The organism is Myxococcus sp. CA033, from assembly GCF_013336625.1.
GTDB classification, from domain to species: Bacteria; Myxococcota; Myxococcia; order Myxococcales; family Myxococcaceae; genus Myxococcus; species Myxococcus llanfairpwllgwyngyllgogerychwyrndrobwllllantysiliogogogochensis.
In genome coordinates this window covers 129526-153115 of sequence record NZ_JABUMU010000029.1, presented here as the reverse complement: position 1 = coordinate 153115, position 23590 = coordinate 129526, and the positions used below count along the sequence as shown (strand labels likewise).

22 protein-coding genes are annotated in these 23590 nt (G+C 68.4%); 10 read left to right on the top strand and 12 right to left on the bottom strand.

Annotated elements, in window-relative coordinates; all coding sequences use genetic code 11:
- The 6 genes from HUA78_RS40375 to HUA78_RS40350 all read right to left on the bottom strand — a co-directional run.
- A partial coding sequence (locus tag HUA78_RS40375; RefSeq protein WP_174458680.1) for a GTP-binding protein occupies positions 1 to 682 on the bottom strand: 682 nt, incomplete at its 3' end.
- A 143-nt stretch (positions 683 to 825) separates the two neighbouring features.
- Positions 826 to 2904: an elongation factor G gene (gene fusA, locus HUA78_RS40370; RefSeq protein ID WP_141643989.1), complete on the bottom strand. Its 2079-nt coding sequence runs from the start codon at positions 2902 to 2904 to the stop codon at positions 826 to 828.
- 147 nt (positions 2905 to 3051) lie between these two features.
- Complete coding sequence (rpsG, locus tag HUA78_RS40365) at positions 3052 to 3522, bottom strand: 30S ribosomal protein S7 (RefSeq protein ID WP_011553340.1); 471 nt, start codon at positions 3520 to 3522, stop codon at positions 3052 to 3054.
- A gap of 147 nt (positions 3523 to 3669) precedes the next feature.
- Complete coding sequence (gene rpsL, locus HUA78_RS40360; RefSeq protein ID WP_043408969.1) at positions 3670 to 4041, bottom strand: 30S ribosomal protein S12; 372 nt, start codon at positions 4039 to 4041, stop codon at positions 3670 to 3672.
- Positions 4042 to 4253: 212 nt separating this feature from the next.
- The gene (rimI, locus tag HUA78_RS40355) at positions 4254 to 4739 is read right to left on the bottom strand and encodes a ribosomal protein S18-alanine N-acetyltransferase (RefSeq protein WP_141643988.1); all 486 of its coding nucleotides are present in this window, start codon (positions 4737 to 4739) and stop codon (positions 4254 to 4256) included.
- On the bottom strand, positions 4736 to 5437 hold the full coding sequence (locus HUA78_RS40350; protein ID WP_174458679.1) for a hypothetical protein: 702 nt from the start codon (positions 5435 to 5437) through the stop codon (positions 4736 to 4738). Before HUA78_RS40350 ends, rimI begins: the two co-directional genes overlap by 4 nt.
- Positions 5438 to 5549: 112 nt before the next feature.
- Here HUA78_RS40350 and HUA78_RS40345 point away from each other — a divergent pair, with 112 nt between their 5' ends.
- The 6 genes from HUA78_RS40345 to HUA78_RS40320 all read left to right on the top strand — a co-directional run bounded on the left by HUA78_RS40345 (position 5550) and on the right by HUA78_RS40320 (position 14119).
- Positions 5550 to 6563, top strand: a complete 1014-nt coding sequence (locus HUA78_RS40345; protein ID WP_141643986.1) for a DnaJ C-terminal domain-containing protein — start codon at positions 5550 to 5552, stop codon at positions 6561 to 6563.
- 98 nt (positions 6564 to 6661) lie between these two features.
- Complete coding sequence (locus tag HUA78_RS40340; RefSeq protein ID WP_141643985.1) at positions 6662 to 7393, top strand: HEAT repeat domain-containing protein; 732 nt, start codon at positions 6662 to 6664, stop codon at positions 7391 to 7393.
- A gap of 99 nt (positions 7394 to 7492) precedes the next feature.
- The gene (locus HUA78_RS40335) at positions 7493 to 9184 is read left to right on the top strand and encodes a hybrid sensor histidine kinase/response regulator (protein WP_174478629.1); all 1692 of its coding nucleotides are present in this window, start codon (positions 7493 to 7495) and stop codon (positions 9182 to 9184) included.
- Between the two features lie 76 nt (positions 9185 to 9260).
- Positions 9261 to 10982, top strand: coding sequence for an arginine--tRNA ligase (gene argS / locus HUA78_RS40330; protein ID WP_174478628.1), 1722 nt, complete (start codon positions 9261 to 9263; stop codon positions 10980 to 10982).
- A gap of 14 nt (positions 10983 to 10996) precedes the next feature.
- Positions 10997 to 13549, top strand: a complete 2553-nt coding sequence (locus HUA78_RS40325; RefSeq protein WP_174478627.1) for a 1-acyl-sn-glycerol-3-phosphate acyltransferase — start codon at positions 10997 to 10999, stop codon at positions 13547 to 13549.
- Positions 13550 to 13621: 72 nt separating this feature from the next.
- On the top strand, positions 13622 to 14119 hold the full coding sequence (locus HUA78_RS40320; protein WP_174458675.1) for a DUF6265 family protein: 498 nt from the start codon (positions 13622 to 13624) through the stop codon (positions 14117 to 14119).
- Positions 14120 to 14134: 15 nt separating this feature from the next.
- Here HUA78_RS40320 and HUA78_RS40315 read toward each other — a convergent pair whose 3' ends face one another.
- The 3 genes from HUA78_RS40315 to HUA78_RS40305 are packed head-to-tail and all read right to left on the bottom strand — an operon-like array spanning position 14135 to position 17232.
- A complete protein-coding gene (locus HUA78_RS40315) occupies positions 14135 to 14599 on the bottom strand; it encodes an Ig-like domain-containing protein (protein ID WP_174478626.1) in 465 nt (154 codons plus the stop codon).
- Positions 14599 to 15786 (bottom strand): cytochrome c3 family protein, encoded by a 1188-nt coding sequence (locus HUA78_RS40310; RefSeq protein ID WP_174465500.1) that lies wholly within the window; start codon positions 15784 to 15786, stop codon positions 14599 to 14601. Before HUA78_RS40310 ends, HUA78_RS40315 begins: the two co-directional genes overlap by 1 nt.
- Positions 15787 to 17232, bottom strand: coding sequence for a hypothetical protein (locus HUA78_RS40305; protein WP_254614552.1), 1446 nt, complete (start codon positions 17230 to 17232; stop codon positions 15787 to 15789).
- 66 nt (positions 17233 to 17298) lie between these two features.
- On the opposite strand from HUA78_RS40305, the gene HUA78_RS40300 reads away from it, so the two are divergent.
- Complete coding sequence (locus HUA78_RS40300) at positions 17299 to 18495, top strand: type II CAAX endopeptidase family protein (protein WP_254614551.1); 1197 nt, start codon at positions 17299 to 17301, stop codon at positions 18493 to 18495.
- 33 nt (positions 18496 to 18528) lie between these two features.
- On the opposite strand, the gene HUA78_RS40295 is transcribed toward HUA78_RS40300, so the two are convergent.
- The 3 genes from HUA78_RS40295 to HUA78_RS40285 form a co-directional block, all read right to left on the bottom strand.
- Positions 18529 to 18744: a DUF5818 domain-containing protein gene (locus tag HUA78_RS40295; RefSeq protein WP_141643979.1), complete on the bottom strand. Its 216-nt coding sequence runs from the start codon at positions 18742 to 18744 to the stop codon at positions 18529 to 18531.
- On the bottom strand, positions 18741 to 20546 hold the full coding sequence (locus HUA78_RS40290) for a S8 family serine peptidase (RefSeq protein ID WP_174458673.1): 1806 nt from the start codon (positions 20544 to 20546) through the stop codon (positions 18741 to 18743). Before HUA78_RS40290 ends, HUA78_RS40295 begins: the two co-directional genes overlap by 4 nt.
- A gap of 161 nt (positions 20547 to 20707) precedes the next feature.
- Positions 20708 to 21340, bottom strand: a complete 633-nt coding sequence (locus HUA78_RS40285) for a serine aminopeptidase domain-containing protein (RefSeq protein ID WP_174478625.1) — start codon at positions 21338 to 21340, stop codon at positions 20708 to 20710.
- Positions 21341 to 21623: 283 nt separating this feature from the next.
- On the opposite strand from HUA78_RS40285, the gene HUA78_RS40280 reads away from it, so the two are divergent.
- The 3 genes from HUA78_RS40280 (at position 21624) to HUA78_RS40270 (ending at position 23538) form a co-directional block, all read left to right on the top strand.
- A complete protein-coding gene (locus tag HUA78_RS40280) occupies positions 21624 to 22565 on the top strand; it encodes a hypothetical protein (protein WP_174478624.1) in 942 nt (313 codons plus the stop codon).
- A 33-nt stretch (positions 22566 to 22598) separates the two neighbouring features.
- Positions 22599 to 23030, top strand: coding sequence for a hypothetical protein (locus HUA78_RS40275; protein ID WP_174458671.1), 432 nt, complete (start codon positions 22599 to 22601; stop codon positions 23028 to 23030).
- Positions 23031 to 23115: 85 nt separating this feature from the next.
- Positions 23116 to 23538, top strand: a complete 423-nt coding sequence (locus HUA78_RS40270) for a hypothetical protein (RefSeq protein ID WP_141643315.1) — start codon at positions 23116 to 23118, stop codon at positions 23536 to 23538.
- Positions 23539 to 23590: the final 52 nt, after the last annotated feature.

The window sequence follows — 23590 nt, the reverse complement described above, 5'->3', positions numbered from 1 at the left end:
TTCCACGGCCGGCGATGGAGAACACGTCTTCCACCGGCATCAGGAAGGGCTTGTCCGTCGCGCGCTGCGGCGTCGGGATGTAGCTGTCCACCGCCTCCATCAGCTTCAGGATGGCGCCCTCGCCGACCTCGCTCGTATCACCCTCGAGCGCCTTCATGGCGGAGCCAGGGACGATGGGAATCGAGTCGCCGGGGAAGTCGTACTTCTTCAGCAGGTCCCGGACTTCCATCTCCACGAGCTCGCGCAGCTCGGGGTCGTCCAGCAGGTCCACCTTGTTCAGGAAGACCACGATATACGGGACACCGACCTGGCGCGCCAGCAGGATGTGCTCACGCGTCTGGGGCATCGGGCCGTCCGCGGCCGACACCACGAGAATCGCGCCGTCCATCTGCGCCGCGCCCGTGATCATGTTCTTCACGTAGTCGGCGTGACCCGGGCAATCCACGTGCGCGTAGTGCCGGTTCTTTGTCTGATACTCCACGTGCGCCGTGGAGATGGTGATGCCGCGCTCACGCTCTTCCGGCGCCTTGTCGATCTGGTCGTACGCCAGGAACGTGGCGCCGCCGGTCTTCGCCAGCACCTTCGTGATGGCCGCCGTCAGCGACGTCTTGCCGTGGTCCACGTGTCCGATCGTGCCGATGTTCACGTGGGGCTTGTTACGCTCGAACTTTTCCTTGGCCATGACAACTCCTCAACCGGGGCTGAGCCGGTCAACCACCCGGCGCGTCTCGAATCCCGCAAAACTCACTGCGAAGGTGCTGCGTCCTGCTCCAAACCCGCCACAACGTCAACTGAAATCGCCCGCAGGGCCACCTGCCGTGGCCGTCAGTACCGGTTCAGCGCCGTCTTGGGCGCCGGCGCGTAGTGACTGAACTGCATCGTGTACGTCGCCCTTCCCTGGCTGCGGCTGCGCAGGTCTGTCGAGTACCCGAACATGGCGGCCAGAGGGACCTGCGCCTGGATGGCCTGCAACCGGCCGGGCCGGGGCGCCATGCCCATCACCTTGCCGCGGCGGCCGTTGAGGTCGCCAATCACGTCGCCCATGAAGTCGTCAGGCGTGACGATTTCACAGCTCATGATGGGCTCGAGCAACACCGGGGAGGCCGCGCGCACCGCGTCCTTGAAGGCCAGGGAGCCGGCGATCTTGAACGCCATCTCGCTGGAGTCCACGTCGTGCATGGAGCCGTCGTAGGCCTCCACCTTCACGTCGACCATGGGGTAGCCCGCCACCGGGCCGTTCTGCAGGGCCTCGGCGACGCCGTCGCGGACCGCGTCCACGAACTCCTTGGTCACCGCGCCGCCCGTCACCTTGTTCTCGAAGGCGAAGCCCTTGCCGGGCTCGTTGGGCATCACCCGAAGCCAGATGTGGCCGTACTGGCCCCGGCCGCCCGTCTGACGGATGAACTTCCCCTCGGACTCCGTCTGGGTGGTGATGGTCTCGCGATACGCCACCTGCGGCTTGCCGATGTTCGCGTCGACCTTGAACTCGCGCAGCAGTCTGTCGACGATGATCTCCAGGTGCAGCTCACCCATGCCGGCGATGATGGTCTGCCCCGTCTCCTCGTTCGTCTTCACGCGGAACGACGGGTCCTCCATCGCCAGGCGCTGGAGCGACTGGATGATCTTGTCCTGGTCCGCCGTGGACTTCGGCTCAATCGCGATGTCGATGACCGGCTCGGGGAACTCCATCCGCTCCAGGATGATGGGCTGCTTGTCGTCGCAGAGCGTGTCGCCGGTGCTGGCCAGCTTCAGCCCCACCACCGCGCAGATGTCACCGGCGTAGCACTCGGTGAGCTCGTCCTTCTTGTCCGCGCGCATCTGCACCAGGCGGCTGACGCGCTCGCGCTTGCCCTTCACCGAGTTCCACACCGCCGTCCCCGCCTCCAGCTTCCCGGAGTACACGCGAAGGAACGTCAGCGTCTGGGACTGGAACGCCGGGTCGTTCATGATCTTGAACGCGAGCGCGCTGAAGGGCGCATCGTCCCGCGTCTCGCGGATGGCATCCTCGCCCTTGGGCGTCTTGCCATGCACCGGGGGGATATCCAGCGGGCTCGGCAGATAGTCGATGACCGCGTCCAGCAGCGGCTGCACGCCCTTGTGGCGGAACGCCGAGCCGCAGAACACCGGGAACAGCTTCAGCGCCACACAGCCCTTGCGGATGGCCGCGCGGACCTCCTGCTCGGTCAGCTCCAGGCCCTCCAGGAACTTCTCCGTCAGCGCGTCGTCCTGCTCCGCCGCCGCCTCGAGCAGCTCCGCGCGCGCCGCCTCCGCCTGCTCGCGGTAGTCTTCCGGAATCTCCGCCACGTCGTAGCGACTGCCTTGCTCCGAGTCGACGAACACCAGCGCCTTCATCGTCAGCAGGTCGATGACGCCGCGGTGCTTGTCCTCGGCCCCCAGCGGCAGCTGCATCCGCACCGCTCGCGCGCCCAGCTTCTCGCGGATGGTGCTCACGGACATCTCGAAGTCCGCGCCCACCCGGTCCATCTTGTTGATGAAGCAGATGCGGGGGACCTTGTACTTGTCCGCCTGACGCCAGACGGTCTCCGACTGCGGCTCCACGCCGTTCACCGCGTCGAACACGGTGATGGCGCCGTCCAGCACGCGCAGCGAACGCTCCACCTCGATGGTGAAGTCGACGTGCCCCGGGGTGTCGATGATGTTGACGCGGTAGCGATGCTCACCGCGACTCCAGAAGGCGGTGATGGCGGCCGACGTAATCGTGATGCCGCGCTCGCGCTCCTGGACCATCCAGTCCGTGGTGGTGTTCCCCTCGTGCACCTCGCCCATCCTGTGGATGGCGCCGGTGTAGAAGAGGATCCGCTCGGTGGTGGTCGTCTTGCCGGCATCGATGTGCGCCATGATGCCGATGTTGCGGTAGCGCTCCAGGGGATGCTCGCGAGCCATTGCGTCGGTACCTCTCCATGAGGGCGGGAGGGCACAGGGCCCCGTCTCACGTACCCACCCGGACGATTTCAGAGAACCTGCTTCACCTAAAGAAACCGCCCGGATGCAACCTCTGCATCCGGGCGGGATACCGCGAGGCCGAAAGACCTACCAGCGGTAGTGCGCGAAGGCCTTGTTGGCTTCCGCCATCTTGTGCGTGTCTTCACGCTTCTTCACCGCGTTACCGCGGTTGTTGGCGGCGTCCATGATCTCGCCGGCCAACTTCTCCTGCATGGTCTTCTCGCCACGCGCCTTGGAGTACGTGATGATCCAACGCATCCCGAGGGCAACACGACGGTCCTGACGGACCTCGACGGGCACCTGGTAGGTGGCGCCACCGACGCGGCGGCTCTTGACCTCAAGCACCGGCTTGACGTTGTCGAGGGCCTTCTTGAACGTCTTGAGGGGGTCTTCCTTCGCGCGCTCTTCGATGAGGGCAAAGGCTCCGTAGCAGACGCCTTCCGCGATGGACTTCTTGCCCTTCCGCATCAGGTCGTTGACGAACTTGGTGACGAGCCGGTCCTGGAACTTCGGATCCGGAAGAATCTTGCGCTTGGCGACTACGCGACGACGAGGCATCTCTTCTCTCTTCCCTTACGCCCCACTCTCCTTGGAGAGTCGCTGCAACCGGGGCTTCTTGATCTGCTGAAGGAAACAACCAGGACGCTCCCCAGGGTGCGGGGCTCAACGTCCAAACTCTGAAACAACGAAGGTGGTCTGCTGCTCTCAGCTCGGGCGCTTGGCGCCGTACTTGGAGCGGCTCTGCTTGCGGCCCGCCACGCCCACGGAGTCGAGCGTTCCACGAACGATGTGGTAGCGCACACCCGGGAGGTCCTTCACACGACCGCCACGGATCATCACCACCGAGTGCTCCTGGAGGTTATGGCCCACGCCGGGGATGTAGGACGTCACTTCGATTCCGTTGGTCAGACGAACACGCGCCACCTTGCGGAGGGCCGAGTTCGGCTTCTTCGGAGTCGTGGTGTACACGCGGGTGCAAACGCCGCGCTTCTGGGGGCACTCCTTGAGCGCGGGGCTCTTGCCCTTGATGTTCAGCTTCTCGCGGCCCTTGCGGACCAGCTGGCTAATGGTCGGCACTGATACCTCTTCCTCGGGTTGGCCTCCCCCCAACGACACGGGGCGGCGCATATCTACCTACAGACTACTGAAAAGGGCCGCGAGTATAGGGACCGACCCCACCGTGTCAAGCACGGCATGACGCAGACCTGAACAGGTCAGCGCCAGCGAGGTCATTCCCAGTGACTCGACAACCCAGGGTACAACAGGCCGCTCCTCTACTCCGCGTGCGCTCAGAAGTCGAGGACCATCACCACCGCGTCCTCGCCCTCGTCCGCGTAGTAGTTCGGACGGATGCCCACCGGCCGGAAACCGAACGCGCGGTAGAGCTGGATGGCCGCCTCGTTGCTCTTGCGGACCTCCAGCGTGGCGAGGCAACAGCGCCGCCCCTTGCCCCGCTCGAGCACCTCTTCCATCACCGCCCTCGCCACGCCCCGCCGCCGATGCTGGGGCGCGGTGGCGACGTTGAGCACGTGAACCTCGTCGTGGACGATCCAGAAGATGGCCAGGCCCAGGAGCAGCGGTGGCCCGGACTCCTGGGCCTCTTCGACCAGGAGGATGGTGGACCACTCGTGCTGGAGCTCGCGCTTGAGCAACTCCTGCGACCACGGATTCTTGAAGGCCGCCTGCTCCAGCGCCATCACCGCGGCCAGGTCGTCCACCGTCATCTGACGGATCAGGAAGCCATGGGGCGCGCCATCCTCCCGCAGCCGCCTCATCGCTTCACCTCCCGCGTGAAGGGCGCCACCCGACGCACCTGCGCCGAGGCCCGGACCTGAGCGAGTTCCTCCACCGCCAGGGCGGCATACCGCTCGCGGAAGAGCTTCTCCCGGATGACGTCTCGCACCGTCTCGTAGTCCGCGGGGTAGTCCGCCGAGTGTTGCTCGTAGTAGCGGCGAATCTCCGTCTCACCCACCTGGGCCCTCAGCCGGATGCGGCTGTCCAGGACGCGCTCGGCCCGCAGCCCCCGAGCCAGGACCGCCTTGAGCCCCTCCAGGTCCACGTCACCGCGCGCCAGGAACCGCGCCAGCGCCGCGGGGCCACCGATGCGTGCGCGGAAGGACTCCAACCGCGCCTCCACCTCGGCGGGCTCGGCGGGGAACGCCTGGAGCCGGTCGGCGTTGAGCACCTGGACCCGCTGGTTGATGACCAGCTCCAGGGCGCCTCGAAGGGTCTCCTCGTCAAGAGGGGCATCGAGAGCCTGGACGCCGCCTCGCTGGACGAGGGCTACCCGGGCCTCGAACTCCAGCTCGCTCAACGACAGGACCCGACCCTCGATGATGGCGACGACCCGGTCCACCACCCTGCCCTGCGCCTCCTTGGAGGCACCCTGGGCCCGAGCCTCGGAGACGGGCAGCACCAGGAGCCAGCCCGCCAACCACAAGGTCCCCGCTCCTGCTCGGCGCGGCGCTGCCATGGCCTCCCTCATCTTTCGGCGACTTTATACATCCGAGACCAGCCGAACAGTCCTTGCTGGCGCACTCCCACCGACTGGTTACTTTCATTCACGTACAGCCCGGCGGGAACAAATGGCGGACGACTACTACCAGATCCTCGGCGTTGATCGGACGGCCTCGGAGGAGGCCATCAAGAAGTCGTACCGGAAGCTGGCTCGGAAGTACCACCCCGACGTCAACCCCAACAACAAGGGCGCCGAGGAGAAATTCAAGCAACTCGGCAACGCCTTCGAGGTGCTGTCGGACCCGAAGAAGCGCAAGCTCTACGACGAGTTCGGCGAGGACGCGGAGAAGATCGGCTTCGACGAGAAGAAGGCGGAGGCCTATCGCCAGTACCGGGCCGCCGCCTCTCGTGGCGGGGCGGGCGGAATCCCCTACGAGGGTGAGGACTTCGACCTGGGCGACCTCTTCAACGACCTCTTCGGGGGACGCAGAGGCGCCGGAGGCTCCAGCCCCGGAGGCTTCGACCCCGGAGAGGTGTTCAACCGAGGCAGGCGCCGCCCCCCCATGGGCCCCGAGCGGGGCAACGATTTGTCCACCCAGGTTCGCGTCACACTGGGGGAAGCCGTCAACGGCGCGGAGCGGTCACTGTCCGTCACCCGGCCAGGACGGGGAGGGACCGGCCCGGATGAGCCCAGCCGCCTGACGGTGAAGATTCCCGCCGGCGTCCAGACGGGCTCCAAGGTGCGGCTCGCGGGCCAGGGCGCTCCCGGCCTGCGCGGCGGCCCACCAGGGGACCTCTTCATCGAAACGGAGGTGCTGGAGCACCCCCTCGTCCGCCGCGAGGGCGATGACCTGCACGTAGACCTCCCCGTGACGGTGTCCGAGGCGATGTTCGGCGCGGAAGTGCGCGTCCCCACCTTCCAGGGCGAGGTCACCGTCAAGGTTCCGTCAGCCTCCCAGTCCGGTCGGCAGATGCGGCTCAAGGGGCGCGGAGTGCCATCCCTCAAGGGCGGAACACCGGGCGACCTGTACCTTCACCTCCAGGTCAAGGTGCCGGATACCGACACTCCGGAGACGCGGGCCGCCGCGGAGACCCTGTCCAAGGCCTACCGCGATGATGTCCGTCGCGAGCTGACGCTCTGACCGTCTTGTCTCTTGTCCTGGGCGCCGCCCCGTCATAGACGGCCCCTCTACCTTCTTCCTCCTTACACGTCGCCGCAGGAAACGGAGCACACGCGCACATGGGCCTCTTCGACATCTTCACGGGCGGCTCGGGGCCCGAGAAAGCCCTCAAGCTCAAGCCCAAGGTCACCCAGAAGTACGGCGACCCGGCGACACGGCAGAAGGCCATCCAGCAGCTGGGGGAGATGAAGTATCCCGAAGCCGTCTCCGTGCTGCTCGCCCGCTTCACCATCACCGTGGACCCGCTCACCACGGACGCGGACGAGAAGGAGCACACGTTCGAGCTGGTGAAGGCCTTCGGCAAGGACGCCGCCGTCCCGCCCATCGTCGAGTTCCTCAGCAAGACGGAGCAGGCCACGTCCTGGGCCCTCCGGCTCCTGGGAGAGCTGGTCACCGAGGAAGAAGCCACGGGCGCTTGCGTGAACGCGCTCCAGCACCTTTCCGCCACCTATACGAAGAACCCGGAGAAGAAGGTCGTCCTCCTCCACCACGTCACCGGTCGCGAGGACGCGCGCGTGCCGCCCGCCGTGCTCCCCTTCCTCGAGGACATGTCGGACGACGTGAAGATCGCCGCCCTCAAGGCGCTCGCCTCCTTCAAGTACGAGCCGGCGCTCGAGCCCATGCTCAAGCTGCTGACGGCCGACGAGACGGCCCGCCGGGTGCAGACCTCCGCGATTGCCGCCCTGGCGGACTCGGGCTTCAGCGTGGCGAGCCATCGGGCGAAGGTGGAGTCGCTCCTGGTGGAACCGTTCGTCCTGGACAAGGACGGCCGCATCCAGCGCCGCGCCTGAGGCCGGGCTGTCGGGCAGCCGACACGGCCACTGTCCTCCGGATGGCCCTGCACATCAGGGCCGTTCCCAGGCGCTCGGAACTTGAAGCAGGATTCTCCCGTGCGCTCGAAGAAGAAAGGGGCCCTGGCAGAGGTCGTGCCGCTGCGCCCCAACACCTCGAAGAAGTCCACCCGTCGCGCCGTGAAACCGCCTCCTCCGGCGGACTCCGACGCCACCGCGCGCGCCCTCCTGGAGATGGCGCGTCACCTCACCGACAACGCCGGCCCCACCGAGGCGCTGCGCTCCCATCTCCAGACGCTCCACGCACTGCTCAAACCCAAGGTCTGCTACGTGGCCCGCTACTTCCCCTCCCGGGAGCAGCTCCACGTCGAGCACGTGCGCGGTCGCTACGACAGCCGCGTCGTCGCCGCCGTCCCGGGCGAGGGCGTGGTGGGACGCGCCTTCGCCGAGAAGAAGCTGCTGCACGAGGCGGACACGCTCGCCGTGCCGCTCGAGAGCCCCCACGGCGTCACGGGTGTCCTCGTCGTCCTCGGCGCGCGCCGCACCGTCTCCGACACGGTGCTCCAGTCACTGGCCGCGCAGCTCGCCGCCGCGTACGAGGTGGCTCGCCTCCGCGACGACAGCGCCCGCCGGAACAAGGACCTCCAGACGGCCATCGCGGGCCTCAAGAGCCTGGAGCAGAACCGCGAGGAGCTGCTCGGCAACGTCTCCCATGACTTGAAGAACCCGCTCACCACCATCAAGTCGTATCTGGCGATGATGGGGCGCGAGAAGCTGGGAGGCCTCACCGACTCCCAGCGCCGCGCGGTGCAGATCTGCGACCGGAACTCCGACCGCATGCTGCGCATGGTGAATGACCTGCTGCTCATGTCCCGGCTCCAGTCCGGGAAGATGCAGCTCAACCAGCGCCCCTTCGGCCTCAAGGCCGTGGCCGAGGAAGTGGTCCGCTCCCTGGGCGTCCTCGCCGAGCACGGCAAGGTCAGCGTCTCGATTCCCCCCTGCCCCGAGGTCTTCGTCCGCGGAGACCGCGAGCGCATCGCCGAGGCCATCCACAACCTCGTGGAGAACGGCATCCACCACAGCGAGGCGGATGACACCGTCGAGGTCAGCGTCTCCGCCGAGGATGGGCTCGCCACACTCAGGGTGAAGGACAGCGGCCCCGGCATGTCCGCCGAGGCGCTGGAGCACGTGTTCGATGCCTTCTACCGGGCGCAGCCGGGCGTGCCTCGGCCGCCGGGCGCGGGACTGGGAATCCCCCTGGTGGGGAAAATCGTCGCGCTGCACGGGGGGCGCGTGGAGGCGAAGAGCGTGCTGGGCGATGGGAGCACCTTCGAGATGGTGCTGCCCATGTTCGCCGGGGCGGTGAGCTCGCCGGACCTGAACCAGGCGGCCCCCAAGGCGGGCGGCATCCTGCTCGTGGAGGACGACGCGGACTGCCGGGAGGTCCTTCAGCAGGTCCTGGAGCAGGAGGGCTACCGGGTGATGGCCACCTCGGGAGCCTCCGAGGCCCGCTCCATCCTCTCGCACATCCGGCCGGCCATGGTGCTGCTGGACCTGAGGCTGAGCGAAGAGGACGGGCAGTCGGTGCTCCGCTTCATCCGAGGCAACGAGTCGCTGTCGGACATCGTCGTGTACATCATCTCGGGTGCCAGCGAGGTGGCCTCGCTCACGTCCGGACAGGGCCTGGAGCGCATCGACGGCTTCTTCGAGAAGCCACTCCAGTTGCCCAAGCTGCTGGACACCGTGGCGGCGGTGGTGCGGCCCAGCCGCCGGGCTCCGGCTGTCCCCTAACGGGGAGGAATGGACCGCGGAACGAACAAGAGGTGGCCGTAAGCCGCCTCTGCTTGGCTAGTATCCGCGCCGTCCCATGAGCTCTTCCGTCTATTCCCGCCACCGCGCCGCATTCGCCCAGGCCCTTGCCAGCGCCCTGGGCGTGCCGGCCGCAGATATCGAACCCCAGGTCAAGCCCGCGGAAGCCGCGCACGGAGACTTGAGCTTCGCCACCTTCCCTCTCGCCAAGGCCCAGAAGAAGGCGCCTCCCGCCATCGCCGCCGGACTCGCCCAGACGCTCAGCGTGCCGGGGCTCGAAATCAAGGCGGTGGGCCCCTACGTTAATGCCCGCTTCGCCCTCATGCCCTTCACGGCGGAGGTCCTCGACGCCGCTCGCTCGGCGGGCCTGGCCTACGGCGGTGACGCGGACGCGGGACGCGGCAAGACGGTGACCGTCGACTACTCGTCGCCGAACATCGCCAAGCCCATCGCGTTCCACCACATCCGCACCACGTTCCTGGGCCACTGCATCGCCAACATCTACCGGGCGCTCGGCTGGCGGGTGGAGGGCATCAACTACCTGGGCGACTGGGGCAAGCAGTTCGGCCTCGTGGCCGTGGGCTTCCAGGAGTACGGCGACCCCGCTCGCATCGACGACATGGGCCACCTGGTGGAGGTCTACGTCAAGGCGAACACGCGCGCCGAAAAAGAGCCCGAGTTCGACGCGAAGGCCCGCGACTTCTTCCGCCGCATGGAGGCCGGTGACGCCGAGGCCCTCAAGGTGTGGAACCAGTTCCGCGAGACGAGCATCCGCGGCTTCAAGACCATCTATGCGCGGATGGGCATCGAGTTCGAGCACATCGAAGGAGAGAGCCGCTACCAGGGGAAGATGGACGCGGTCATCGAGCAGATCGCCAAGAAGCCCGGCGTGAAGGAGTCGCAGGGCGCGCTCATCGTCGACCTGCCCTACGCGGAGAACGAGCCGCCCATCCTCCTCAAGAAGAACGACGGCACCACGCTCTACGCCACACGAGACCTGGCCGCCGCCGAGGACCGCTACGAGCGGTTCCACTACGACAAGGCGCTCTACGTCGTCGCGCAGGACCAGGCGCTGCACTTCCGCCAGGTGTTCCGCACGCTGAGCGCGATGGGCCAGCCGTGGGCGGACCGCTGCGTTCACGTGGCCTTCGGCCGCATTCACGGCATGAGCACGCGCAAGGGCCTGGTGGTGCAGCTCAACGACGTGCTGGACGAGGCCAAGGAGCGCGCCTCCGTCAAGGTGAAGGAGAACCAGGAGGCCGGTCGGCTCCAGACGAACGACCCGGACCTGCTGGCCGAGCAGATCGGCCTGGGCGCCATCGCCTTCGGCGACCTCAAGCACAAGCGCGCCAGCGACTACACCTTCGACTGGGACGAGGTCCTCAGCTTCGAGGGCCACACGGGCCCGTACCTCCAGTACGCCCACGCACGCGTCGTCAACGTGCTGCGCAAGGGTGGAGGCGCGCCCGCGAGCTACGACGCGAGCCTGCTGACGCTCCCCGAGGAGCAGGCCCTGGTGCGCGAAATCATGCGGCTGCCCGAGGTCGTCAAGGACGCGGCCGAGCAGTACGAGCCGAGCCTCGTCGCGCGCCTGCTGCTGGACGTGGCCGCGGCCCTCAGTCGCTACTACACGCTGGGCAATCAGGAGCGGGACAAGCGCATCCTCGTCGAGAACGATGACGCGCTGCGTTTCGCACGACTCGCCCTCACGGACGCGGCCCGGGTTACTCTCGCGGCGGGTCTGACACTTCTGGGCATTCCAACGCCCGAGAACATGTAGCCCCGGGGGCTGCCTTGGAAACCGCGCTGTCGCCGTCTGCGAATCAGGGAGAGTCCTTGCTGAAGGCCGAGTTCGGCCCGATGGGCCGGGCATTGGGTGCTCGCTATCTGGAGAGCGTCCACTTCCCGCCCGAGGCCGAGGATGAGCTGCGCAACCTGCACGCCAAGGGTTTCGTGGTGCATGTCATGCGTTCCACGGCCTGGGTGAACTTCCTCTATCTGACCTGGGCCATGGTGCGCAGGACGCTGCCGCCCATCCGCGCGGTGTCCAACCTGCGCCCGTGGTTCACCAAGCCCTGGCGCCAGACGAAGCAGTCCGGCGCCTTCCAGGAGCGCTTCGAGTACGCGCAGCAGAACGGGGGCAGCGGTCTGGTCTTCCTGCGCCGCACCGCGCTCATGCACGCGTCGGGGAAGGAGACCCACGAGGACCCCTTCCCCGCGCTGGTGGAGCTGGCGCGAAAGTCGGACCGGCCCGTGTACCTGGTACCGGAGCTGTTCGTCTGGGAGAAGAGCAGCGCCCGGCTCAAGCCCAACTGGGTGGACGTGGTGTTCGGCAGCCCGGAGGCACCGGGCTTCCTGCACTCGATGCTGGCCTTCTTCCGCAATTACAAGCGCGCCCAGTTCCGCGTGGGAGAGCCCATCGACCTGCGGGCCTTCGCCGAGGAGAACCCGAAGGACTCGGTGGAGGTTCTCGCGCGCAAGGTGCGCAGCACGCTGCACGTGCACCTGTCGCGGGAGACTCGCGCGGTGTTCGGCCCTCCGGCCAAGCCCCACGAGCGCGTCATCGACGAGACGCTGCGTGACAGGCAGCTGCGCAAGGTGGTGGACGAGCAGGCCGTCGAGTCCAACCGCAAGCCGGAGAGCGTGCTGCGCGAAGCTCGCCGCAACCTGGAGGCCATCGCCGCGAAGCCCAGCCCCACGACGCTGGCTTTCGTCGCGCCCGTGCTGGAGTGGGTGTTCAACCGCATCTACGACGGCATGCACGTGGACGAGGCGGGCCTGCACCGCGCGCTCAAGGCCGCGACGCGCGCCCCCATCGTCCTGTGCCCCAGCCACAAGAGTCACGTGGACTACCTGGTGATGAGCTGGGTGCTCTGGAACCGGGGCTACGCGGTGCCCCTCGTCGCCGCGGGCGCCAACCTGTCCTTCTGGCCCCTGGGCAGCATCTTCCGCCGCTGCGGCGCCTTCTTCCTGCGGCGCTCATTCAAGGGCGACAAGGTCTACGCCGCGTCCTTCAAGGCGTACGTGCGCAAGCTGGTGCATGACGGCATCCACCAGGAGTTCTTCCCCGAGGGCGGCCGCTCGCGCACGGGCAAGCTGCTGGCGCCCAAGCTGGGCATGTTCACCTGGCAGGTGGAGTCCGTGCTCGAGGGCGCGCGCAATGACCTGCTCTTCGTGCCGGTGGCCATCGACTACGAGAAGGTCGTCGAGTCGGGCAGCTACTCGAAGGAGCTGGCGGGCGGAGAGAAGAAGCCGGAGGACCTCAAGGCCCTGTTGAGCACACCCAAGGTGCTCGCGGCGCGCTACGGCCGCATCCACCTGGGCTTCGATGAGCCCATCTCCCTCCTGGAGTTCATGAAGGAGCGCGGCCTCAACCCCGACGAGCCCGTGACGGACGAGCAGAAGAAGGGCCTGGTCCGCGCGCTCGGCAACCGCGTCATGTACGGCATCAGCAAGGTGTCCACCGTGACGCCGCATGCACTGGTGAGCACGTCCCTCCTGGCGCACCGCCGCCGCGGCCTGACGCAGCGGGAGCTCGCCGACCGCATCAGCATCCTGCGCCGCATCGCCCAGGAAGACGGCGCGCCCCAGTCTCGCGAGCTGGGCAACGCCCCCAGCAACCCGGAGACGATGGGCCCCATCCAGGACGCGATGCGCACCTTCATCGACGACGAGATGGTGCGCACGCAGGAGGCGAAGGGCGACGTCATCTACCAGGTGGAGGACAACCGCCGCCCGGAGATGTCCTTCTACAAGAACACGCTGATGAACCTCGTCTCGGCGCGCAGCCTCGTGGCCAACGCCATGCTGGCCGCCGGTTCGCCCGCGCCCTACGACGCGGTGAAGGCCCGCGCCCTGTTCCTCTCGCGCCTGTTCAAGGTCGAGTTCATCTACCGGGTGAACACGACGTTCGACACCATCTTCGCGGAGACGGTGGAGCGGCTGGTCCGCATGGGCCTGGTCATCAACGAGGGCGACTCCCTGCGCGTGGCCCCCGAGCCCCACGCCCAGCCGGAGCTGGAGTTCCTGGCCGACCTGCTGCGCGACTACCTGGAGGCCTACCTCCTGGCGGCCATGACACTCAACGACGTGGCCAACGGCGTCGCCGAGGACCGCAAGGCCTTCATCCGCCTGGCGCTCGAGACGGGCCGCGCGGAGTACCACGCCGGCCGCATCACCGCCGCCGAGTCCCTGGCCAAGGTGACGCTGGAGAACGCAGTCACGTACCTGCAGGACCAGAAGCTCCTCGTCGAAGAGGACAAGAAGCTCAAGCTGGGGCCGCAGGCCACGGACGCGGAGGCACGCCGGCAGCTCGCCGACGCCATCCGCGAGTACCTCAAGCGCTGACCCTCACTCACGCGGGCCGCACTGTCGCCATCGGCGGTGCGGCCCGTCAGCGAGGCATGTGAGGATGCGGACATGCTCGTCCGCCCTGCCCTCCTCGCCCTCGCGCTCTGTGGTGCCCCCCTCCTCGGCTGCAAGTCGACGCCACCCGAGCGCGAGACGCCCTCCCGCACCTGCGGGGACTCCATCCATGACCTCGCCTGGATGTCGGGGAGCTGGCGTCAGGACAAGGCAGGCAGCACGGTGGAGGAGCACTGGACGCACGCGGACGCCGGCACGCTCTTCGGGGTGAGCCGCGCCATCGTCCGCAACAAGACGGTGTTCTTCGAGTACATGCGCATCGAAGCCCGCGCCGACGGCCTCTACTACGTCGCCCAGCCCATGGGCCGCCCAGGCACGGACTTCAAGCTGGTGCGCTGCAACAGCAACGGCGCGCTCTTCGAGAACCCCCAGAACGACCACCCCAAGCGCATCTTCTACCAGCGCCCCTCGGCGGGCCGCCTCACCGCGCGAATCGAAGGCGACGAGAACGGCAAGGCCGTGGCCCAGGACTTCGACTTCACGCGGATGTAGCCGGGCCCACTCGGCTCACGGCGCGGTGCGGAACACCACCCGCACCTCGGTGGCCAACGGGTTGCCCTCGTAGTCCGTGAGGACGTCGCGCAGCACCAGCGTGTACTGCGTGTTGGGCGACAGCGTGGAGCCCTCGGCGACCCTGGCCTCCACGGTGTACTCCACGTCGCCCCGCTCCACGTCCTGCTCCAGCTCCGGAACTTCCGGCGCGAGGACGGAGAGCGGGACTTCATCGCGCGCGGCGAACACGGCGATGCCGGGACGCAGGCTGCGCACGTCCATCGCCTCCGAGAAGGTGATGCGCAGCGTGCCATCCGTCGCCAGCACCCCGCCGCCACCCGGGTCGGTGGAGATGACCCTGGGCGGCACCGTGTCGCGTCGGTCGTAGATGGCGTCCCCTGGCTCCAGACACCCCGAGAGCGACGCCACCGACAAGGCCACCAGCAGCGTGCCCCTCACGAAAGTCTGGCGCGCGCGCATCACCGGCACCCCTTCTGCGCCAGGCTCTCCGCCGAGTGGCACTTGAGGCAGGCCCGGTCATTCGCGGACGCCAGCTTCTTGCACGTCTGCGCGAAGCCCGCCGGGTGCGGGTTGATCTGCCGCCGCGACGACAACTCGGAGTGGCAGCTCATGCAGGACTCCTCACGGTGGCAGGAGATGCAGCTCGTCAAATCCCGCGACGCGGCGATGCCGTGGTGCTGCGGGCCAGGCAGCTCCACCCAGGCCCTGTAGTCCGGGTGCACCTTCTGGTTGCGCGGACGCAGCGACTTGTCCGCGTCCATGCCCACGCCCACCCGTTCATGACACGCGGCGCAGAAGGACTGCGCACGGTGGCAGCTCTCGCACCGGGGCGAGCCCGCTCGCGCCTGCACCGGGTGCAGCGTGATGTAGTCGTTCGGGTGGATGGACAGCGGCTTCTGCATGCCGTCGTGGCACGTCTGGCAATAGCTCTCGCTGTGGCACTGCATGCACGTCAACCGGTCCGTCGACGCGCGCGCCCCGTGGTTGAACTCGTAGCGCGGCCCGTGGTCCAGGCCCAGCGGGTTGCCCTGCATGGGACGCAGCAGGCCCGAATCAAAGACGAGCTTCAGTCGCCCAGAGGGCTCCGTCGGATGGCACGTGGCGCAGGTGTTGGAGGCCACGTTGCCGTCATGGCACTTGAAGCACGTGGCCATCTTCGGCAACTGGTTGCGCGTGGCGAGCTTCACGTCCGTCATCTCGCCGTGGCACACCGAGCACTCCACCTTCTTGTCCACGTGCTGCTGGTGGCTGAAGATGAGGTTGGCGGTGGGCATGGACAGCTTCGCGGGCTCCTTGCGCACCGTGGCGTCGAAACCCGGGTGACACGTGTTGCAGCTCGACTTCGGGTCCGTGGGCTTGCCCTTCCGCCCCGCCTCGATGTCGTGGCACGTCTCGCATTCCTCGTGCCCCGGGAGGTTGACGTCCTTGGGGGACTGACTGGCGCGGGCCGCGTCGTGGCACGTGGCGCACTCAGCCCCGGCCTCCAGGTGCTGCGCATGGTCGAAGCGCAGGGGCACATGCTGCGCGGGATACACGGCGAGGCTGCGCTCGCGAGCCGTGGCGGCCCAGGCGACGCCGGCGCCCACCATGGTGGCGAGCGCGGCCAGGGCGAGCAGCGCGTTTCGGTTCTGGCGGTGCGGCAGCATCTACAGGCTCGCCTTCAGGTCGAAGAGCAGGAAGCCCTTCGTGTCCGAGTCGGTGAACGGGTTGAAGTTCTGCTCCACCACCAGGGAGAGCCGCGTCGCCCGCGTCAGCGCTCGACTGGCCCACACCTGGGCGCCGTAGAAGTTGCCACCCAGGCGCGCGTTGAAGCTGTCGAAGATGCGCGCGAAGGACACCCGCGCGTCCAGGGTGAAGCGCTCCCGGTCGAACGTGTAGCCGCCGGTGAGGTCCCCCCAGAGTTGGTCGCCGCCGTAGCCCGTGCGGTACGTCACATCCAACGCCGACCGGAAGGACCCCGAGCGCCACGCCGCGCCCGCGGAGCCACCGACGCTGGTGGACTCGGGAGCACCCTCGGCGTCTACCTGGGCGGCGATGGCGAGGTCCGGGTTGACGTTCTCGTTGTACTTGCTGCCAAGGCCCTGCACGTAGAAGCGCAGCGCGCCAGGGGTGAACAGGTCCACGCGCAGCCGCGCCTCGTCACGGGGCGCCCACGCGAAGTAGTACCAGATGGAGTCCGCGGCCAGCACGGGCGACAGCCGCATCACCTCCGCAGTGGCCGCGAAGCGCGTGGCATCCCAGCGCAGCTGCGTGCGCACCTGCGCCACCTTGCCCATCAGCACGTCGTAGTCCACGCCCGCCAGCGCGTTGAGCCCCAGCCCGCGGCCGTAGCGCGCCTCCACCGTGGCGCGCTCCAGGTTCGTCTTCCCCTCCACCAGCGCCTTGCGATAGCCGACCGACGCGTGGAAGCCCTTCACGTCCTCCATCAGCAGCTTCGCGCCGATGAGGGGCTCCATCGCATCGAGCGTCGAGTCCGCGCCCGTCACGCCCGCGTCCAGGCGCCGCGCGTCGCTCTCCCGCGTCCCCTCCAACTGGTACACGGAGGAGCCCAGGAAGCTCGTGCCCTTCACCCACAGCCCGCCGTACACCTCCGCGCCCAATCCCAGGCGGCTCATGTACCGCACGCGCAAGCCGTCGAACGCGAGGATGTCCGAAACGTCCGTGTAGAGCTGTCGGCCCAGGCGCCCCTCGAAGCCGCCCTTCGCGTAGCGCACGTACGCATGCAACAGCTCTGCGTCTTCGGACTTCAGGCCGTCGACGCGCTCGGCCTCGCCCTTGGGCAATCCGAAGTCCGCCCAGATGCGCAGGTTGGACTCGAAGCCCAGGTCCTGCCCGGTGGCGATTTCGAAGGCGCTGAGGCCCAGGTACTGGACGATTCGCCGCCGAGGAAGCAGCACCGGGTCATCCGGTGTGCTGCCACGCCACGCACGAATCTGGTACGCCTGCGCCTCGGTTCGCGCTTCCACCAAGAACGCCGACGCGTGCGACGTCGCCGCTCCCAGCCCCACGCCCAGGGCACACCACACACCCAGGGATTGTGAGAGCTTCCAACACGTCCGCTGCGCCGTTCGAGCCAGGATGAAGGACGTCAAGGTGCGCACAGTATAGAGAAGTCGAAGTGCGGACAGTTCAGCTTTTCGCTCCAAGGAGACGCCAAATTGGAAGATTCCGCTCCCAGCGACGCCCGGCCGCATGAGCCGACGGGTCCCTCCGAGCCGCCACCCCCGGAGCGCCCTGAGCCAGGGAGCCCACGGAGGCTCGCGCTGGCGGGGGCGGCGCTGGCGTTGGTGCTGTTCATCGCGGTGGGAGGTTCGGTCCAGTTCCTCAACGCGGCCTTCGGAATCTGGTTCACCGAGGTGTTCATCTTCCTGGGCCTGGGCTGGTTGCTGCCGCGGATGGGCGGATGGAAGCCCGCGCTGTACACCGGGCTGACGCCGCTGCCCGCGCTGCCCACCCTCTTCGGCTTCCTGCTGGGCGTGGCCAACTTCTTCGCGCTGGTGGTGCCCATCCAGTTCGTTGCCCAGAAGCTCGCGCCCGAGTGGCTGACGGAGATGTTCGACGGCTCGCGCCTCTTCGATCAGCAGACGCCCGTGGAGCTGGCCGTCATCCTCGCGGGCGTGACGGTCGCCGCTCCCTTCTGCGAGGAGCTGTTCTTCCGGGGCGTCTTCCAGCGGGGCATCACGCCTCGGCCTCCGGCATCACCGGTGAAGGCCCTGGTGATTTCCGCCGTGGTGTTCAGCGCGTTCCATCTGGACCCGGTGGGCTTCGTGGCGCGCGTGGAGCTGGGCCTGCTGTTCGGCTGGCTCTATCTGCGCACCGGCTCGCTGTGGCCGGGCATCGGCGCGCACGCGGCCAACAACCTGGTGTCCTCCGTGCTGTTCCTCGCGGCCAAGGCGATGGACCAGGGGGCGACGGACACGGACACCTCGCCGCTGGCCGTGCTCTCCCTGGCGGGACTGGGCTGGGTGGGGCTGCTGGGGCTGATGACCTTCGCGCGCCACCACGCGTCGGTCTGGGGCGTGGGCGCGCCACACAGCGACGAGAGCGCCCGGGAGACGCGGCCGGTGCCGTCCCTGCCGACGCTGCTGTTTCCCTGGGTGACGGCCGCGACGGTGTCCCTCGTCCTGCTGGGCGTCGTGGACAGGCGAGGCATCTCCCTCAACCTCTTCGACGTGGCCAATCCCCTGACACCGCTCAAGAAGGACGCGGAGCCCGGGCTGCAGGCGGAGCGAGAGGCGTTGGAGGAGCTGCGGGCCGCCGCTCGTCGAGGCGCGGCCCCCATGGAGGCGTACCACGAGGAGCGGCTGCGTCAGGCCCGCGCCCACAAGAGCGCGGGCGGCCCCAAGCAGCCCTGACAGGCGCGAGGGGCAGCCACGGCCCCTCACACCTCAGACGAAGCGATACGAGCTGACGTGGAACACGGGGCCCACCATGGCGCTGGTGAGCACGTCACGGTCCACGTCGCCCTCGGCCTCGATGCGCTGGCCGTCCTTCTTGATCTTCCGGTCGCCACCCGCCAGTTGGTAGGTGGTGCCGTCGTCGCCTTCCAGCACCCAGACGCCCGTCTCGACGTCCCGGAAGACCACGCGCCCGGACAGCTTCAAGGCACGTCCTCCTTCTTGAGCATGGCCCGGGCGACGACGATGCAGAGGACGGTGTTGAAGCCCAGCCACGGCTTCGCCAGGAACGTGAAGGGCATCCACGACAGCGCGGGCGCGCCGGCCCACGCCGAGTACGCCAGGAAGCCCGCGAAGCCCAGCGCGAGTCCGCCCACCGCCGGACGCAGACCCTTCCAACCGATGGCCGGCAGCGACAGCAGGACCGGGATGAGCGCGCTGTAGAACAGCGGGCTCACCGTGCGACGGCCGAAGATGATGCGCTCCCAGTCGGGGATGGGCAGCGACGCCATCTCCACCACGCTCCCTGTCACGTCCGCCGAGCTCACGAACCACGTGCGCACGAAGTACACGCCCACCGTGGACAGCAGCAGCGGCACCAGGAAGGCCGGACGCAGGAGCGCGTTGAGGTAGCCCGGACGCTCGCGGCCCCGCAGGGTCAGCAGCACGAAGGCCAGCAGGCCCAGCGCCCAGTACAGCGGCGGCCAGCGCGACATCCCGCCACCCAGCGACGCGAGCGACGCCTCCGCGTTGAGCAGACCGTGGCCGTACTGCTCGGTCCATGCCTGGTCCGCGACCTTCGCCGCGCCGGCGTACAGCGCCTTCTCCACCGCGTCCGGAGTCTTCGCGCCAGCCGCGTACAGCATCGCGGCCACCGCGGCCACGTGCGGGGTGGCCATGCTGGTGCCCTGGTACGACGCGTAGACGGAGCGCGAGGGGTCTCTCGGGTCGATGGTGTTCTGGAGGATGCCGCCCTGGTCGCCCTTGCGCTTGTCACCACCGGGCGCCGCGATATCCAGCTCCTTGCCGTAGGACGAGTACGGCGCGAGCGAGCCCTCGGGCCCCACCGCCGACACCGCCACCGCGCCGGGATAGGCCGCGGGGAACTCCACGCGCGCGCGCCCACCGTTGCCGGCCGCGGCCACCACGGTGACGCCCTTCTTGCGCGCGTACTCCACCGCGTTGGCCATCACCTGCGAGTAGCCGCCACCGCCCAGCGACATGTTGATGACGTTGGCGCCCTTGTCCGCCGCGAAGCGGATGGCGTCCGCGATGTCCGCCGTGGTGCCGCCACCGAAGTGGTTGAGCACCTTCACCGGCATCAGCGTCGCCTCGAAGGCCACACCCGCCACGCCCTCGCCGTTGTTGGTGGCCTGGGCGATGGTGCCCGCCACGTGCGTGCCGTGCCCGTGGTCATCGTTGGCGTGCTCGTCGTCGTTCACGAAGTCGTAGCCCGGAACGAACTTCACGCCCTTCAGGTCCGGCACCTGCTTGAAGTCGTCGTGGTCCTCGTACGCGATGCCGGTGTCGAGCACCGCCACCACCACGCCCTTGCCCCGGCTGCGCTCCCACGCCTTGGGCATGTCGATCATCTTGAGGTTCCACTGCTGCGCGTACTCCGGATCATTCGGAGTGAAGCTGGCGCGGACCTCCATCAGCGGCTCGGCGGCCTCGACGCTGGGATGCTGGCGGATGCGCTCCAGCACGCCCTGCACGTCATCCACGCCCACCGCCAGGGTGAGGGCCTCGTCGGCGCTCTCCACGGAGTTGAGCTCCAGGTCCACGCCCCAGTCGGCCTCCCAGGCGTCAAACTGGGCCTGCGTGGTGCCGTCCTTGAAGTCCACGAGGATGGCGTGCGGGACGACATCCACGTCGTCCGCCAGGTTCTCGAGCGAGGCGGGAGGCGCGGGCGCACGCTCGGCGTCGCTCTCCGCGGACTTGCACGCAGGGGCTACCGTCACGGCCAGGGCCAGCGCGGCGCCACCCAGGGTCCATCGCACCATCCGCATCGGGCTACTCCTTGAGGAACGAGGCACGCTTCCGGAAGACCCTACGAACGAACGGCGAAACGATTGGGTCTGCACAGACAGTCTGTACGTCCGCTCTCCCGGCGTGCAAGTGCGGGAGGCTGAAGAAATGTGAAGGAGTCCGGTGGGTTGCAGCGCATCGGTCATCCGCCGGAGAGCCGCTGGAGCCAGGTGGACACGGCCCGTCCCACCTGCGGCAGGTTGCGCTGGAACGTCGCCCCCGCGTCATCGATGACCTCGAAATCCCCCCCGGCCCGCGCCACCGCGGCCGCCACCGCCGCCCGGGGCATCCGCCCGTCCGCCTCCCCCTGGACCACCAGCAGCGGGCACGTCACCCGGGCCAGCACCGAGGCGTCCACATCCGCCGGCGCGACGAGGCACAGCCCTCCCACCGACGGGAACCGCGCCTGGAGCGCCAGGGCCACCTGGGCCCCCCCGTGGAGCGCCGCCACCGCCAGCGCGCTCGTCCCCGCGTTCTCCAGCAACACCCGCATGGCCGCCTCGGCGTCGTCGAGCAGCGCCAGGTCCTTGCCCCGCGCCCCCTGGCTCGCGCCCACACCCCGGTGGTTGAAGCGCAGCGTGGGGAAGCCCGCGCTGGCCGCCGCCCAGGCGAGCTCCGCGGCGATGACGTGATCCATCCCCCCACCCTCGTCGGGCCTCGGCGGAAGGATCAACAACGGGGGCGCGCGCTTGCCGCGGTGCGCCGTGCCCTCCATCACCACCGCCCCCACCGGAATCAGGGTGGAGCGCTCCAGGAACTGACCTTTCTGGACCATGTCACCCACCTTAGGAGGGCTCGCGCCGAGCCGATACTCCCAGCGCATGCTCCATTCTGGCGCGCCCCACCTCTGGGCGCGGGCTCCAAGTCCGGCGTGGGATCCGCGCTTCCCTCGGAACATGACGCACCAGGTCTTCGCCCGAGGTCCGCGACGCAGTGCGTCGGAATTCAGCGTTTGGAGCGAATTACCGCGTTTGTGCGCAACTTCAGACGGCGTCCTGGGACAATGGGGCAAGGACTCTTTCTTCCATCCCCCTTTTTATCCGCTGGAGCCCCCCACCATGAGCACCATCGAGCGCGGCCGCACCCTCGTCGGCACCACCCCTCGGACGTCCGTTGCGCGCACGTCTGAAGCGAACACGGTGGCGACGCCCGCGGTGCAGCCGACCGCGCAGCGCACCGGCGCGGTGGTGGATGGCTTCGACAGCGCGAAGACGACGAACACCGTGGCCGCCGCGCAGGTGTTCACCGCTCCGGCCGGCTCGAAGGACAAGGTCTATGACGGCAAGCTGGTGGGCGCGGGCGGCCAGACGTTCGAGCCCGGCACGCCGCTGAGCGACATCCCCGCCTTCACGCCCAAGAACAACCCGAACGCGACGGCCACGCTCATCTACACGAACGGCATGCGCACGGAGAAGGACAAGCAGGCGCGTGAGCTTCAGGCGCTCGCGGACGAGACGGGCGTGCGCACCATCGGCGTGCACAACTCCACCGAGGGCACCGTCGGCGACCTGCTCCAGGCCGTGAAGGACAAGCTGGGCAAGGGCACCAACCCCGCCGTCGACACGCTGGCCGACGCCGTCTACGGCGAGCTGAAGGCGGGCCGGGACGTGCACCTCGTCGGCTACAGCCAGGGTGGCCTCATCACCTCGCGCGCGCTGTCGGACGTGGCGCGCCGGCTGCGCATCGAAGACGGGATGTCGCCGGAGCAGGTCCAGCAGACGATGAGCAAGCTGAACGTGGAGACGTTCGCGGCCGCCGCCTGCACCTACCCGGACGGCCCCAACTACGTGCACTACATCAACAACCGCGACGCGGTCCCCACCCTCTTCGGCCTGGGCGGCAAGGGCTGGAGCCCCGCGGACATGCTGCGCCACGCGGGCAAGGACGCGAAGGTGCACTACTTCTCCGAGGACACCGTGTTCTCGGGCGCGCACTCGCTGGTCGACACGTACCTCAACCACCGCGTGCCCTTCGAGCAGGCCCGCGCCGGCGAGTTCTGAGAGCCGCCCGTCAGTCGTGGTAGATAAGCAGCCATGACGCGAGACGAGGCGACTCAACTGGTGCAGGCGTACCTGGCGGCTCAGGGCGTTCCCCTGAGCCCCGGTCTCAATCAGAAGGGGCTCGGCGGAGCCGCTGTCGGCGAGGCGCAGCTGTACTTCGAGCACTCGGCCGACACGGGCGAGCTCAAGTGCAGCGCCCTCATCTACCGCTTCCGCGACGCGCCCCGCCCCGGTGTCCTCGACGGCTTCCGCGACGAGCAGAAGGCCGGCACGGACGCGGGCGGCGGCACCGTGGACTTCGAGTCGGAGAGCAAGAGCCTCTTCCTCAGTCGCACGTACACGACGCGCCCCATCGACCTGGTGTTCGCCTCCGAGCTGAGCAAGCTGATGGCGGCGAGCCTCGTCTGGGGCGTGGACGTGTTCGAGCGCGTCGCCGCGAAGGTCATCCCCGCGCAGTCCCGCTGACATGGCCCTCGCGTTCTCCCGTCACATCCAGTGGCTGCTGGCCACGATGGGCCTCGCCAAACCCCCGCCCCCTCCGGGCGGACCCATGACTCGCGAGGCCGCGCGCGCGCTCGTCCGCTGGTACCTGCAGACGCAGGGCGCCGGGATGAGCGAGGGGCTCAACGAGAACGGGCTGGGCGGCACCATGGTGGGCAGCGCGCAGCTCTACTTCGAGCACCACGCGGACACGCAGGTGCTGGAGTGCAGCGCGCTCGTCTACCGCTTCCGGGAAGACCCCAAGCCGGGTGTCATCGACGGCTTTCGCAAGCAAGCCCAGGACGGCACGGACGCTGGCGGTGGCTCGGTGGACTTCGAGGAGGAGAACAAGAGCCTCTTCCTGAGCCGGACGTACGCGCAGATGCCCGCGGGCGCCGCGTTCACGAAGGACATGGAGCGGCTGATGAAGGCCAGCCTCTCCTGGGGCACCACCGTGCTGGACCGCGTGGCGAGGAACGTCTTCGGCACCTGACGGGCTCCCGCTCCCCGCACGGGCCCGGGCGATATCCCGGGCCCGCTGAGCG